The organism is Hydrogenophaga sp. (assembly GCF_965657535.1).
GTDB lineage: Bacteria > Pseudomonadota > Gammaproteobacteria > Burkholderiales > Burkholderiaceae_C > Hydrogenophaga.
In genome coordinates this window covers 348,292-362,083 of the sequence record NZ_CBFHOP010000003.1, presented here as the reverse complement: position 1 = coordinate 362,083, position 13,792 = coordinate 348,292, and the positions used below count along the sequence as shown (strand labels likewise).

At 63.4% G+C, this 13,792-nt stretch carries 12 protein-coding genes; 10 read left to right on the top strand and 2 right to left on the bottom strand.

The genetic code is table 11. The features are described 5' to 3' along the window. Positions 1-17: 17 nt before the first annotated feature. On the bottom strand, positions 18-776 hold the full coding sequence (locus ACTG4K_RS06975; protein ID WP_439113458.1) for a PP2C family protein-serine/threonine phosphatase: 759 nt from the start codon (positions 774-776) through the stop codon (positions 18-20). Between the two features lie 150 nt (positions 777-926). Here ACTG4K_RS06975 and ACTG4K_RS06970 point away from each other — a divergent pair, with 150 nt between their 5' ends. After that, positions 927-3,092, top strand: coding sequence for an ATP-dependent DNA helicase (locus ACTG4K_RS06970; RefSeq protein ID WP_439113457.1), 2,166 nt, complete (start codon positions 927-929; stop codon positions 3,090-3,092). Between the two features lie 183 nt (positions 3,093-3,275). Here ACTG4K_RS06970 and ACTG4K_RS06965 read toward each other — a convergent pair whose 3' ends face one another. Continuing rightward, entirely contained in the window at positions 3,276-4,082 is an 807-nt protein-coding gene (locus ACTG4K_RS06965; protein ID WP_439113456.1) for an outer membrane protein assembly factor BamD, read from the bottom strand. A 34-nt stretch (positions 4,083-4,116) separates the two neighbouring features. On the opposite strand from ACTG4K_RS06965, the gene ACTG4K_RS06960 reads away from it, so the two are divergent. The 9 genes from ACTG4K_RS06960 to hisS all read left to right on the top strand — a co-directional run bounded on the left by ACTG4K_RS06960 (position 4,117) and on the right by hisS (position 13,751). After that, positions 4,117-5,154, top strand: a complete 1,038-nt coding sequence (locus ACTG4K_RS06960) for an RluA family pseudouridine synthase (RefSeq protein WP_439113455.1) — start codon at positions 4,117-4,119, stop codon at positions 5,152-5,154. A 240-nt stretch (positions 5,155-5,394) separates the two neighbouring features. After that, positions 5,395-6,141 (top strand): SMC-Scp complex subunit ScpB, encoded by a 747-nt coding sequence (gene scpB / locus ACTG4K_RS06955; RefSeq protein WP_439113454.1) that lies wholly within the window; start codon positions 5,395-5,397, stop codon positions 6,139-6,141. After that, positions 6,107-7,444 (top strand): pseudouridine synthase, encoded by a 1,338-nt coding sequence (locus ACTG4K_RS06950; RefSeq protein ID WP_439113453.1) that lies wholly within the window; start codon positions 6,107-6,109, stop codon positions 7,442-7,444. The genes scpB and ACTG4K_RS06950 overlap by 35 nt, the downstream gene beginning before the upstream one ends. 149 nt (positions 7,445-7,593) lie before the next feature. Next, positions 7,594-8,019: a nucleoside-diphosphate kinase gene (gene ndk / locus ACTG4K_RS06945; RefSeq protein ID WP_439113452.1), complete on the top strand. Its 426-nt coding sequence runs from the start codon at positions 7,594-7,596 to the stop codon at positions 8,017-8,019. 85 nt (positions 8,020-8,104) lie between these two features. Then, positions 8,105-9,256, top strand: a complete 1,152-nt coding sequence (gene rlmN, locus ACTG4K_RS06940) for a 23S rRNA (adenine(2503)-C(2))-methyltransferase RlmN (RefSeq protein ID WP_439113451.1) — start codon at positions 8,105-8,107, stop codon at positions 9,254-9,256. Positions 9,257-9,312: 56 nt separating this feature from the next. After that, positions 9,313-10,119, top strand: coding sequence for a type IV pilus biogenesis/stability protein PilW (gene pilW / locus ACTG4K_RS06935; protein ID WP_439113450.1), 807 nt, complete (start codon positions 9,313-9,315; stop codon positions 10,117-10,119). Then, positions 10,112-11,050, top strand: coding sequence for a helix-turn-helix domain-containing protein (locus ACTG4K_RS06930; protein WP_439113449.1), 939 nt, complete (start codon positions 10,112-10,114; stop codon positions 11,048-11,050). The genes pilW and ACTG4K_RS06930 overlap by 8 nt, the downstream gene beginning before the upstream one ends. 2 nt (positions 11,051-11,052) lie before the next feature. Beyond that, complete coding sequence (gene ispG, locus ACTG4K_RS06925; protein ID WP_439113448.1) at positions 11,053-12,360, top strand: flavodoxin-dependent (E)-4-hydroxy-3-methylbut-2-enyl-diphosphate synthase; 1,308 nt, start codon at positions 11,053-11,055, stop codon at positions 12,358-12,360. Positions 12,361-12,440: 80 nt separating this feature from the next. Further along, positions 12,441-13,751, top strand: coding sequence for a histidine--tRNA ligase (gene hisS, locus ACTG4K_RS06920; protein ID WP_439113447.1), 1,311 nt, complete (start codon positions 12,441-12,443; stop codon positions 13,749-13,751). Positions 13,752-13,792 lie beyond the last annotated feature (41 nt).

Below are 13,792 nucleotides of genomic sequence, written 5' to 3'. Positions count from 1 at the left end.
GACTCGGTCAGGTCAGGTCAGGTCAGGGGCTCGACCTTGACAATGGTGAGCGACAGGTTGTCGCCCATGCCCTTGGAGCGCGAGCGTGCCTTTTGAATCAGGAATTCGCAGGCCTCGCGGGGTGACAGCATGGCCACGGTGTTGGACAGTTCTTCGGGCGTGAAGTAATGCCACACTCCGTCGCTGCACGACATGATCGCGTCGCCCGGGATCAATTGGGGCACCACATGGATGTCCACCGGCGGGTCGTTGTCGGTGCCCAGACAGCCCATGAGAATGTTCGAATGGGGGTGATCCAGGGCTTCTTCCTCGCTGATTTCGCCCTGGTTGACCAGGGTTTGCACATAGGAATGGTCCATGGTACGAAACAGCATTTTTCCGTTTCGGAAGTGGTAGATGCGCGAGTCGCCCGCGTGCACCCAGTGGCTGTCGCCGCCGGGATTGATGAGAAATGCCGCGATGGTGCTGTGCGGCTCTTGTTCGGCGGATACCGCTGTGAGCTTGATCACCAAGTGCGACTCTTCGACGATTTGACGCAACAGCGCCGAGGCATCGTCCGTGTCTGGGTCGTAACGCTCAAACAGCTGGCGAGCCGTGAGCATCACTTGGTCAGACGCTTTGCGTCCACCGCTGCGTCCGCCCATGCCGTCGGCCACCACCGCGAGCAAGCAGCCAGGGTTGCGCGGGTGGTGAAGCAAGCAAACCTGGTCTTGCTGGTAGTCGCGATCGCCGCGGTGGATGCCGGTCGATGCCTGAATGCGGTAGCCTTTTGACATAACAGGATTTTGCAGTAGTGAGGTGAGCACCCCTACCCTGACGGTGCCAGGGTGTGCCATCGCTCTGGGTGAGTCCCTGCGAGCAACTTGAGCAGCATGCCAACAATGGATTTGATGGTAACCACTTAAGCCTACATACTCCCGGCAGCTATGATCAAAATTTTGGCGACCGCGCTGCTGCAATGGGCCCGCTCGGCTGGCCGGGTCGGCTTGTCGGGCGCAGCGCGGTTCGGTGCACTCTGCGGAGGTTGTGTGACGGCATTGGAACGGGATGTGGCGGCGGCCTTTGCCGTGGATGGTCCGCTTGCGCGCAGCGCGGGGAGTCTGCGTCCGCGTATGGCCCAGTTGGACATGGCAAGCGCCGTGGCCCGCGCGGTGCAAGCCGGTGAGCGCCTGGTGGTCGAAGCAGGCACGGGGGTGGGTAAAACCTTCGCGTATTTGGTGCCGGTGTTGCTCAGTGGTCGGCGCGCGCTGCTGTCCACCGCGACCCAAGCGCTGCAAGACCAACTTTTTTCGCGCGACATCCCCGCTGTGAGTCGGGCGCTGGGCGTGCCTGTGCGGGCGGCTTTGCTCAAGGGGCGTGCCAGCTATGTGTGTGTGCAGCGCCTGGAACAAGCCAGAAGCGGTGCGGGCGTGGGGCTGCGTGATCCGGCTCTGACCGCAGGGTTGGAGCAGATTCAGCGGTGGGCCATGGCATCGGTTAGCGGTGATCTGGCCGAGCTACCGGGTCTGGACGATGCCTCGCCTCTGCGCGGGCTGGTTGGTTCGACCCGCGACAATTGCTTGGGCGGCGCCTGCCCACGGCTCGCGCTGTGCCATGTGAACCAGGCGCGCCACGAAGCGCAGCAGGCCGACTGGGTGGTGATCAACCACCACCTTTTTTTTGCTGACCAGGACGTGCGCGAGGCTGGCAAGGGCAGCCTGTTGCCCCGCGCCGAGGTGGTGGTTTTTGACGAGGCGCACCAGCTGAACGATGCAGGCATTCAGTTTGTGGGCCAATCGATAGGATCCAGCGTGCTGCGCGAGCTGGCCTGCGAGGTGTCGAGCCTGGGCTCTCAATGGGCGCGCGGCATGCGGCCCTGGAGCCATCTGGCGCTGGAGCTTGAGCACGCAGCCCGTTTGGTGTCTCAGTTGCTGCGTGGCACGCTGGGTGCCGGGCAGCGCAGCCGATGGGCGCAACTCGGGCCCGAAGGGCTGGAGGCCAGCGCCTGGTGCTTGGCAGTGGCTGGCGTGGCACGCGCCCTGTCGGGCGTTCAAAACGCGCTGGCGCTCACCTGTGACGCCGCAGCCGAGCTGGGCCATTTGCACGAGCGGGTGTTGCGCACGCAAGCTGTGTGGGGCCGGTTCACGCAAGTCGGTGCGTCGGCCACACCGGGTGGCCTGGTTCGCTGGTTGGAATGGGGTGGCGGGCATGCCCAAGCTGTGGCGTGGCGCTTGGTGGCGGCGCCGCTGGACAGCGCCGCCCTTTTTCGCGACCTGCTTGGTGAGGCGGTCGACGGCCGCAGCTGGGTGTTTACCTCGGCCACGCTGGGACATGACGATGCCTTGAGCTGGTTCACCCAGCGCCTGGGCCTGGATGCCGTGGCCCGCGTGCGCACCCTGCGAGTACCCAGCCCGTTTGACCGCACCGCTCAGGCCGCCCTGTACATCCCCCATGACCTGCCTGAGCCCGCCGATGCCGCCCACACGCCGGTGCTGGCCGAGGCCGTGGCGCGCTGGGCTTCGGTGTTGGGTGGGCGCACGCTGGTGCTGACCACCACCTTGCGCGCAGCACGCCGCATGACTGAACAGCTCAACACGCTGGTGGCCGAGGGGCGCTGTGCGCCACTGTCGGTACTGGGCCAAGGCCATATGTCCAAAAGGTTGCTGCTGGCCCGCTTTCGCGCCGCCGGCGCCCCGAAGACCGACCTTGCGGGCGCTATTTTGGTGGCCTCGGCCTCATTTTGGGAGGGCGTGGATCTGGCGGGGGACGTGCTGCAGCTGCTGGTGATCGACAAGTTGCCTTTTCCATCACCCGACGATCCGCTGATCGAAGCCAGGGCGCGCCAGCTGGAGGCGGCGGGGCAGGGTGCGTTCGCCGGCTGCTACCTGCCTGAAGCGGCGATGGCGCTCAAGCAAGGTGCCGGCCGTTTGATTCGGTCGGAGACGGACAGGGGTGTTTTGGTAATTGCAGACCGCCGCCTGGTCACGCGGTCTTATGGCCACCAGCTGTTGGCGGCCTTGCCGCCCATGCCGCGTCTCGTGGACGAGGCCGACATGGTGTTGGCCTTAAATACACTGGCTTCAAAGACGCCTGTTGCGCTGGCGCCCGGCTGACGGCCTAAGGGCCCGCGCGGCAGAAGCGCATCGGGTGCAACGGACGGAGAAAAGTCCCACCTCGCCCCTGTTTTTCCCACTGTGGCAACAGCTAAAGTCCTCAAAAGCAGGGCCAAATGGGGCTCTTTCCCTACCCGTTTCGCTCCAATGCCTTCTGCCGAGCAGGCGCCTAACCGGATGGGTTTACCAGACTTTCCACCAAGGATCGTTCGAACCCTTGAAACCCTTGCTCAGGTATTCGCTGCTGGGGTAGCTGGCCAGCATGACCCGGCGGGCGTCGTCGCGCAACTGCGTCAAGCCCAGCGCCTCGTAAGACTGGACCAAAATGTACAAAGCCTCTTCCAGCGCGGGCGCATCGGTGTAGTCCACCAGGGCGGTCTGGGCGCGGCCAATGGCCGCCAGATAGGCGCCACGGCTGTGGTAATAGCGGGCTACGTGCACCTCATACTGCGCCAGCGAGTTGACGATGTAGGTCATGCGCGAGCGCGCGTCCGGGGTGTAGCGGGAGTCGGGGAAGCGCGTCACCAGATCGCGGAAGGCTTCAAACGATTCTTTGGCCGCTTTCTGGTCCCTCTCAGACAGGTCCTGGCGAGACAGCGATCCAAACAGACCCAGGTTGTCGTTGAAGCTGGCCAAGCCCTTGAGGTACAACGCGTAGTCAAGCGCCGGGCTGGAGGGGTGCAGACGCATGAAGCGGTCAATGGTCGCCAGGGCTTGGGCCGGCTCACCCGCTTTGTAATGCGTGTGGGCTTTGTCCAGTTGGGCTTGCTGGGCCAGGGGTGTGCCGGCCGCACGGCCTTCCAGCTTTTCATACAGCGTGATGGCTTTTTCAAAATTGCCGGCATCCCGCTCGTCGCGCGCTTCGGCGTAGAGTTTGTTGGGGCTCCAGCCGGCGGTTTGATCCACCGTCTTGCCGCCGGCGCAGCCAGACAGGACCAAGACAGCGCCCATCAGGCGCAGTGACACAGCAGATAATCTGGACAGAAGCATCACTCGCATACCTTTACAACGGAACAACCAGGTTTTGGCCACTGAAATTATATCGACGGGGGTGCAGCTCGCGTCTGCACCCGATGATGCGCCGGATGGGGCCTATGTGGCCGACGAAGGACTGGCAGAGATCGAAATTCGCCTGTGCGAGGTGCCCACCGACATGCATGGCTGGCGCATCGACCGGGCTTTGGCCCGCCTGATCCCCGAATTTTCGCGCTCCTACCTGCAGCAGCTCATGGCCGACGGCGCGGTGCAACGGCGCGGCACAGCGTTGATCAAGCAGGCCGCCCGCATTGCAGCGGGCGACCTGTTGCAGGTGGAGTTGCGTCCCACCCAGCAGGCCATGGCCTTTGTGCCGCAGGCCATGGCGCTCGACGTGGTGTATGAAGACGCCGATTTGCTGGTGATCAACAAGCCCGCTGGACTGGTGGTGCACCCCGCCGCAGGCAACTGGAGCGGCACCCTGCTCAACGGTCTGCTTGCCCACCACGCCGGCGCAGCCAGTTTGCCGCGCGCCGGTATCGTGCACCGGCTGGACAAAGACACCTCGGGCCTGATGCTGGTGGGCAAGAGCCGCCAGGCGGTTGAAGCGCTGGTGAGGGCCATCGCCGCGCGTGAGGTGAACCGGCAATACCTGGCGCTGGCCCATGGGCGTTGGACCGGGGCTTTGGAGCAGGGCGTGGACCAACCCATCGGACGCGATATCCGCAACCGCCTGCGCATGGCGGTGGTGTTGCAGGACGGCACCTCAGGCAAGCCAGCCCAGACCACCTTCACGTTACTGGAAGGCTCTGACCAGGCCTGCCTGGTGGCTTGCAAGCTTCACACCGGCCGCACGCACCAAATTCGCGTGCACATGGCTTGGCTTGGGCACCCCCTGGTGGGCGACACGCTGTACGGCGGGCGTGCCTTGTGGGGCATGGACCGTCAGGCGCTGCACGCCACCCGGTTGCGTCTGCAGCACCCTACCAGGGGTCAGACGCTCGATTTTCAGTCCACGCCGCCGGCCGATTTCATGGGTGCACTGGATCAAAGCGGCCTCCAGTACAATCTCCTATCGCTGGGTTGATACCAAAGACACCTGTTTGCAGGCTCTGGTGGGGTGCATGACACTGCAGCACCCCCTTTTCCCCAGCTTCCTGATGCTTTCCAGCGCTCTGGGCCACGAAGTCCCCAGAGCCTTGCTGAAGTCCGATGATTCGGATGCCCGCCCTGACTGTCACCCTTTGCCGGGTCGTCGCGGCGGGTTGTATTTGCATGGTGATCGACCCCGACCGAGCCGCAAGCCGGTTTTAGACAGACACACACGATGAATACCGCGGATGCCAAGCGCGTCCTTGAGACCGCATTGATCTGCGCGCCCCAACCGCTGACCGTGCGGGAGCTGGGCGTGCTGTTTGACATGGAAGTGTCCCCCGACACGCTCAAATCCCTGTTGGCCGACCTTCAGCTGGAATGGACGGGGCGCGGGGTCGAGCTGGTGCAGGTGGCCAGCGGCTGGCGTTTTCAGAGCCGCCCCGAGCTGCGCTCCTACCTCGACAGGCTGCATCCTGAAAAGCCGCCCAAATACACCCGTGCCACCATGGAAACGCTGGCCATCATCGCCTACCGCCAGCCGGTCACGCGTGGCGACATGGAAGACATTCGCGGCGTGACCATCAACTCGCTGATTCTCAAGCAGCTTGAAGACCGGGGATGGGTCGAGGTGATCGGCCACCGTGAAACGGTGGGCCGCCCCGCCTTGTTTTCCACCACGCGCCAGTTCCTAGACGACCTGGGCCTTGCGTCGCTTGATCAATTGCCGCACCTGGACGGCAGCGAAGTGCAGGAATCGGCGCTCGACCGACTGGACTTCGAATCGCTTTCTTCCAGCCTTCAGTCGGACGCAGCCGACCTCCTGGTTGAGGTGGCCGCCGAGGCCTCGACACCACCCAACCCAGGGGCAGCAGCAGCCCCTCACACTCTTTTCTCCGCCCCCGTATCCGACCCTCTGCTGTTGGAACCCTCCACACAAGAACACCATGAACCCGGCACAAACCCCCAACAATCCGCCTGACGCCACGCCAGATAACGCGCCCGAGGCTTCGGCTGTGGTGGGCGCTTCCGCTGCCGCGCCGCCGCCTGCCGCCGCCAAACCCGCCCAGCGTTCAACGGAGCCCGAGGCTTTGCAGTTCGACGACGTGGTGAGCGGTGCGTTTGATGCCGAGCAAGAGCTGGACCTGCCTGTGCCCACCAAGCGCGTGCTCGCTCCGCAGGCCGAGTCGCCCAAGCTGCACAAGGTACTGGCGCAGGCTGGCATGGGGTCGCGGCTCGAAATGGAGCAGCTCATTCTGGAAGGCCGCATTTCGGTCAACGGTGAGCCCGCCCACGTGGGTCAACGCATCCAGCTGGGTGATGTGATCCGCGTCAACGGCAAACAGGTCCGGGTGCGCATGACGCCGCCCCCGCCGCGCGTGCTGGCCTACCACAAGCCTGCGGGCGAGGTGGTGTCGCATGACGACCCGCAAAACCGCCCGTCGGTGTTTCGCCGCCTGCCGCGCCTGTACCAGAGCAAATGGCAGTCCGTGGGGCGGCTGGACCTGAACACCGAAGGCTTGCTGCTGCTGACCGATTCCGGGGAACTGGCCAACCGCCTGATGCATCCACGTTTCGGCCTACAGCGCGAATACGCCGTGCGTGTGCTCGGCGCTTTGTCGAACGAAGAAAAGCAGCGCTTGCTGGACGGCGTGCGGCTCGACGACGGCATGGCGCAGTTCGCCAGCATTGAAGATGGTGGCGGCGAAGGTGCCAACTGTTGGTACCGCGTCACCATTGGTGAAGGCCGCAACCGCGAGGTGCGGCGTATGTTTGAAGCGGTCGGCCACGCGGTCAGCCGCTTGATCCGCATTCGCTACGGCGCCATGATGCTGCCGCGTGGCCTCAAGCGAGGGGTGTGGGTGGAGCTGGACCAGCAAGACATCGATCGGTTGACGGCCGCTGCGGGCATGTCCGCACCCGGTTCCGAACGGTCTGCGCGCCCTCCGGCTGGCCGCCATCCGGGCGCCCGTGGCAAACAAGCGCCCAAGACCGGCGGTCGCAATTACGGAAACCCGGCGGGCAGCCGCGGTGAAGCGCCGGCCGTGCGGCGCAGCAGCATGTTTAGCCCCCCAGCCAGCAACCCCAATGCACCCAAGGGCCGTGGGGGTAAGGGGCCCGGTGGCAGCTCGTCACAGCCCGATCCGATGAAAACGTCTTTTGGCTACATTGGTCAGGACGCACTGCAGCGCCGGCGCGAGGAAGAGTCCAGCCGCCCTGCGGGTGGTCGCCGCAGGGGTGGCGGTGGCGGTGGTTCCGGGGGTGGGCGCTCCGGTAGCCGCTGACCCGGTGTTTGCGGGCTTGGGCTGCGGTGATTCATGCAGTCGGTAATCCCTGGCTGTGCCCCTTGCTTTTCATGAGGGCAATGTAGAATCATGGGCTTTGCGATTGAGCGCAAAACGCAATCATTTATCTGTCAATTCAAGGAAATAATATGGCCATCGAACGCACCCTCTCCATCATCAAGCCCGACGCCGTTGCTAAAAACGTCATTGGCCAGATCTACGCCCGTTTCGAAGCTGCTGGCCTGAAAGTGGTGGCTGCTCGCATGGCTCACCTGTCGCGCGGCGAAGCCGAAGCGTTCTATGGCGTGCACAAAGAGCGTCCTTTCTTCAAGGACCTGGTGGACTTCATGATTTCCGGCCCGGTGATGATCCAGGCGCTGGAAGGCGAAGGCGCAATTGCCAAAAACCGCGACCTGATGGGCGCTACCGATCCCAAGAAAGCCGACGCTGGCACCATCCGCGCCGACTTCGCTGACAGCATCGATGCCAATGCGGTGCACGGTTCCGACGCGCCTGAGACAGCCGCCGCTGAAATCGCGTTCTTCTTTGCCGGCATGAACGTTTACTCGCGTTGAATATGGCCCGCGCGCTCCACGTTGTGTCGCTGTCCGCCCGGCGGGTGTCGGCCAGCTGGGGGCGTGTTGGCGCCGCGTTGCTCCCATGACGGCCAATCTGCTGGACTTCGATCTCGAAGGCTTGGCCGCCTACTGCGAACAGCTGGGCGAAAAGCGGTTTCGCGCCGTTCAGCTGTTTCGCTGGATTCATCAAAAGGGGGCGTCCCGTTTCGACGAGATGACCGATCTCGCTCGCAGCCTGCGTGAGAAGCTTCCCTCGGTGTGTCATATCACCGATCTGCCCGTGCTTTCACGGCAGGATTCCGCCGACGGCACCATCAAATGGTTGTTCGATGTCGGCGGCGGCAACGCTGTTGAAACCGTCTTCATCCCCGAAGACGACAGAGGCACCTTGTGCATTTCATCCCAGGCCGGCTGCGCTGTGGGATGCCGTTTTTGTTCCACCGGCCACCAAGGTTTTTCGCGCAACCTCACCACCGGTGAAATTGTGGCGCAGCTGTGGCATGCCGAGCATTTTTTGCGCAAGCACTTGGGCAAAACAGAGCGCGTGATCACCAATGTGGTGATGATGGGCATGGGTGAGCCCCTGCAAAACTACAACGCCTTGGTGCCGGCGCTGCGTGTGATGCTGGACGACCACGGCTATGGCCTTTCGCGCCGACGTGTCACCGTGTCTACCTCGGGCGTTGTGCCCATGATGGACCGGCTCGCCAAAGATTGCCCGGTGGCGTTGGCCGTGTCGCTGCACGCGCCCAACGACGCCCTGCGCGATTCTCTGGTGCCGCTGAACCGCAAATACCCCATTGCCGAATTGCTGGATGCTTGCTTGCGCTACCTGCCGGCAGCGCCGCGCGATTTCATCACTTTTGAATATTGCATGCTCGATGGCGTGAACGACCAGCCCGAGCATGCCCAGCAACTGCTGGCGCTCGTCAAAGGCCACGGCGCACGCGGTGTGCCCTGCAAGATCAACCTCATTCCATTCAACCCGTTCCCGGATTCTGGCCTCAAGTGTTCGCCACGTGCTGTGGTGCTGCGGTTTGGACAAATCCTGAACGAAGGCGGGCTGGTGACGACCGTGCGCAAGACGCGCGGTGACGACATCGATGCTGCTTGCGGTCAGCTGGCTGGCGATGTGCTCGATCGCACCAACGCGGCACAGCGGCTGGCGCAGCGGCGCACGGTGGTCGAGCAGCCCATTCGGTTTCATCCCTCTGCACGAGAAAGACAGACATGACACAAGTGCTTCGCTTTGGGTCACGGACGCCGAAAAGCTTCTGTCGGGATGGCGCTGTGCGTCGCGCATTGGCCTGGCTCTTGCTCTTTGCAACGCTGGCATGCGGCCAGCTGTTGCTCACCGGTTGCGCAGGCGGTGTGGGTGCCGCGCCTGCCAACGCCGAGCCAGTGACCGATTTTGACGAGCCCGATGCTCGCAAGCGGGCGCGTCTGCGCCTAGAGCTGGCGTCGGGTTATTTCGAGCAGGGTCAGACCACCGTCGCCCTGGATGAAATCAAGCAGTCGCTGGCTGCCGACCCGACCTATGGCCCGGCCTTTGTGTTGCGTGGGTTGGTGTACATGCGCCTGAACGACAACCGCCTGGCCCAGGACAGCTTTCAGCGTGCCTTGCAGATCAACCCGCGCGACCCAGACGCGCTGCACAACTACGGCTGGTTTTCATGCCAGTTGGGTCGCCATGCGCAAGCGGTCGAGCTTTTCACGCGTGCGCTGGCCACCCCCGCGTACGCCGGTCAAGCCAAAACTTACATGGCCAAAGGGATTTGCCAGACGCGCATGGGGCAGTACCCCGAGGCCGAAGGCAGTTTTGCGCGATCTTACGAACTGGATGCCGGCAACCCGATCACCGGCTACAACCTGTCTTCCTTGTTGTTTCGCCGCGGTGACGATTCGCGTGCCCAGTTCTATATCCGGCGCTTGAACAATTCCGATCTCGCCAATGCCGAAACGCTCTGGCTGGGTATCAAGGTGGAGCGCCGACTTGGCAACGCCGAAGCCATGCAACAGTTGGCTCAGCAGTTGAGCCGCCGCTACCCGCAGTCGCGGGAGTGGACTTTTTACCAACGTGGGGCGTTCGATGAGTGATTGGTCAGCACAAGAGGCTGCTGCAGCCGTGGTCACCGATAGTGAGGGAGTTCGTCCGCTGCTGTTGCGTCAGGCTCGGGAGGCTGCAGGGCTTCACATAGCGGCACTGGCTGCAGCCTTGAAGGTTCCGGTGAAGAAGCTCGAAGCGCTGGAAGCCGGGCGCTACGAAGAACTGCCCGATAGGGTGTTTGCGCGCGCGCTGGCTTCCAGTGCCTGCCGACAGCTCAAAGTGGACCCCGCACCCATTCTTGAGCAAATTCCCGCTGGGGTCACACCTCAGTTGGGCGACTCTGGCATGGCGATCAACACGCCTTTCAAAGCCGCTTCAGGTGGTGCACCGTCCAACCCGGCGGGTTGGCTCTCTCGTCCTGCGGTGCTGGCCGCCATTGCCCTGATGCTGGGTGCGCTCGTGCTGGTGTTCTTGCCCAACATGGCCACGTCTCCGGAGGCAGAAGCCAGCGCCCCGCTGGGCGACGCGCCACTGGCCTCCGCTGTGGCGCCCAATTTTTCAGAGCCCGCCGAAAACGCAACCCTCGCTGTGGCTTCACTGGCGCAGCCTGCCCCAGCGGCTGATGCAGCCGCTACCGGGGTGGTTCTGGCGCCTGCGCTCGCGCCGAGTTTGGTCGCAGCGACGGTATCGGTTGCGGCACAGACGACTGCTTCTGCCACTGGCGTTGCTGAACCGCTAGACGCCAGCAAACTGCTGATGATTCGCGCCACCGGGGATTCCTGGGTGGAAGTGACCAACGGCACGGGGGTCGTCGTGATCCAGCGCATGCTCAAGTCGGGCGATGTTGTTGATTTTTCGGCGGCACCGCCTTACGCGGTGGTGGTTGGCCGGGTGGACAACGCTGAAGTGTTGGTGCGGGGCCGAGCTTTTGATGCCACGTCTTTTGCACGCAACGGCGTGGCCCGCTTTGAAGTGAAGTGACCATGGAACACGGCAAACGCGTTGATTTCGCCACGGCAACCCCGACTGAACATGCCGGGGCTCGACCGATACCCCTGAGCCGTGTGCTGCAGCGCAACACCCGTCCTGGCGTGGTGGTCTGGGGTGACCGACGCGTGACCGTGGGCGGTGGTGCGCCAGTGCGCGTGCAGTCCATGACAAACACCGACACGGCTGATGCGGTGGGCACCGCCATCCAGGTGAAAGAGCTGGCCCTGGCCGGTTCTGAGCTGGTGCGGATCACGGTCAACAACGACGAAGCGGCCAAAGCCGTTCCCTACATCCGTGAGCAGCTCGACCGCATGGGCGTGGATGTGCCCCTCATCGGAGACTTTCATTACAACGGTCATCGGTTGCTGACCGACCATCCAGCTTGTGCCGAGGCGCTGTCCAAGTACCGCATCAACCCGGGCAATGTGGGCCGCGGGGACAAGGGCGATCGACAGTTTGGACAGATGGTGGAAATCGCGGCGCGATACGACAAGGCCATTCGCATTGGGGTGAACTGGGGCAGCCTGGACCAGGACCTGCTCGCCCGACTGATGGACGAAAACGCCCGCCGCAGCCAGCCGTGGGACGCACGCCAGGTGATGTACGAGGCCCTGATCACCTCGGCACTTGATTCAGCGAAAAAGGCTGAGGCCATTGGCTTGAGCGGCAACAACATCACCTTGTCGTGCAAGGTCAGCAGCGTGCAAGACCTGATCGCTGTCTACCAAGAGCTGGCGCAGCGCTGCGACTACCCGCTGCACCTCGGCCTGACCGAAGCTGGAATGGGCACCAAAGGGGCTGTGGCTTCGACAGCTGCGTTGTCGGTGCTGCTGCAGCAAGGCATTGGCGATACCATTCGCGTCTCGCTCACGCCGCAGCCGGGCGAGTCGCGCACCCAAGAGGTGGTGGTTGCGCTGGAAATTTTGCAGGCACTGGGCATGCGTGCCTTTGTGCCCAGTGTGACGGCCTGTCCGGGTTGCGGTCGCACCACCAGCACCACCTTTCAGGAGCTTGCGAAGCAAATCGACGATTTCCTGCGGGGTTCCATGCCGGTCTGGCGGGCGCGTTTCCCAGGCGTTGAAAATCTCAAGCTCGCGGTCATGGGCTGCATCGTCAACGGTCCCGGGGAGAGCAAGCACGCCGACATCGGCATCAGCCTGCCCGGAACCGGCGAGGCGCCTGCCGCGCCGGTCTACATTGACGGCGAAAAGGCGCTGACGCTGCGCGGTGACCGCATCGCGCACGAATTTCAGCAAATTGTTGAAAACTACATTGAAAAACGGTACGGCACCCCAGCCTGACTGAACGGGCCTTGAAGGCCCAGCATGCTGTCCGGCGGCCCGCGCCAGCAGGGCAGCGTGCTTCAAACGCAAGAATATCCATGGCAGAAAAATTGACCGCCGTCAAAGGCATGAACGACATTGCTCCTCCTGCGTCCGCGCACTGGGAGTGGCTGGAAGACACGCTGCGTGCGCTGATGCGCCGCTACGGCTACCGCAACCTGCGCACGCCCATCGTCGAGCCCACGGCCTTGTTCGTTCGGGGTCTGGGCGAGGTGACCGACATCGTGGAAAAGGAGATGTATTCCTTTGAAGACCGCCTCAACGGCGAGCAGCTCACCTTGCGGCCTGAAAACACGGCTGGCGTGGTGCGCGCGGTGGTGGAAGCGTCTATGTTGTACGACGGTGGCAAGCGTCTGTATTACATGGGGCCCATGTTTCGCCATGAACGTCCGCAGCGTGGGCGCTACCGCCAGTTTCACCAGTTTGGCGCTGAAGCGCTTGGCTTTGCTGGGCCCGATGTGGACGCTGAGCTCATCGTGCTGGCCTGCGACCTGTGGGCCGAACTGGGCTTGACGGGCATCGAGCTGGAAATCAACAGCCTGGGCCAGCCGGCTGAGCGTTTGGCTCACCGCCAGGCCCTCATTGCTTACCTGGAAGGCCATGCCGAACAGCTGGACGAAGACGCCAAACGGCGCCTGCACAGCAATCCATTGCGCATTCTGGACACCAAGAACCCGGCCATGCAGGCGCTGGTCAACGCTGCACCACGGCTCATGGACCACCTGGGTGCCGAGTCGCTGGAGCACTTCAATCGCTTGCGTAGCCTGCTGGATGCCCACGGCATCACGTACCGAATCAACCCGCGCCTGGTGCGAGGCATGGACTACTACAACCTGTCGGTTTTCGAGTTTGTGACCACACAACTCGGCTCGCAGGGCACGGTGTGCGCGGGCGGCAGGTACGACGGCCTGTTTGAGCAAATTGGTGGCAAGGCTGCGCCGGCAGTTGGCTGGGCACTGGGCATGGAGCGGATTCTGGAATTGCTGAAAGAGCAGGGTCTTCTGCCAGAACAGCCTACACCCGATGTCTACGCCGTGGTTCCCGATGCGGCCAGCGTGCCGCTGGTCATGCCGGTGCTGCGAACGCTGCGCCAGGTCGGCGTGTCTGTGCAGATGCACGCCGGTGGTGCCGATGGCATGGGGAGTATGAAGTCGCAGTTCAAAAAGGCCGACGCCAGTGGCGCCCGTTTTGCGCTGATCTTCGGTGCAGACGAGTTGCAGCAGGGCATGGTGGCGGTGAAACCGTTGCGCGGCACAAGACCCGGTGAAGCCGGCACCGATCTGCCCGCCCAGACCCTGCAGCCGCTGGCCGACGTGGCGCAGTGGGCCGTGCGGCTGCGCAGCGATTGATCGAATTCACCTCTTACTGGTAGCCGCCTACAATCCCCCGT

Bases quoted from the DNA above. Each gene is read 5' to 3' on its own strand.
- hisS (WP_439113447.1), top strand. From the start codon at position 12,441: ATGGCAGAAAAATTGACCGCCGTCAAAGGCATGAACGACATTGCTCCT.
- ACTG4K_RS06970 (WP_439113457.1), top strand. From the start codon at position 927: ATGATCAAAATTTTGGCGACCGCGCTGCTGCAATGGGCCCGCTCGGCT.
- ACTG4K_RS06965 (WP_439113456.1), bottom strand. From the start codon at position 4,082: ATGCTTCTGTCCAGATTATCTGCTGTGTCACTGCGCCTGATGGGCGCT.
- ispG (WP_439113448.1), top strand. From the start codon at position 11,053: ATGGAACACGGCAAACGCGTTGATTTCGCCACGGCAACCCCGACTGAA.
- ACTG4K_RS06950 (WP_439113453.1), top strand. From the start codon at position 6,107: ATGAACCCGGCACAAACCCCCAACAATCCGCCTGACGCCACGCCAGAT.
- ndk (WP_439113452.1), top strand. From the start codon at position 7,594: ATGGCCATCGAACGCACCCTCTCCATCATCAAGCCCGACGCCGTTGCT.
- ACTG4K_RS06930 (WP_439113449.1), top strand. From the start codon at position 10,112: ATGAGTGATTGGTCAGCACAAGAGGCTGCTGCAGCCGTGGTCACCGAT.
- rlmN (WP_439113451.1), top strand. From the start codon at position 8,105: ATGACGGCCAATCTGCTGGACTTCGATCTCGAAGGCTTGGCCGCCTAC.
- scpB (WP_439113454.1), top strand. From the start codon at position 5,395: ATGAATACCGCGGATGCCAAGCGCGTCCTTGAGACCGCATTGATCTGC.
- ACTG4K_RS06975 (WP_439113458.1), bottom strand. From the start codon at position 776: ATGTCAAAAGGCTACCGCATTCAGGCATCGACCGGCATCCACCGCGGC.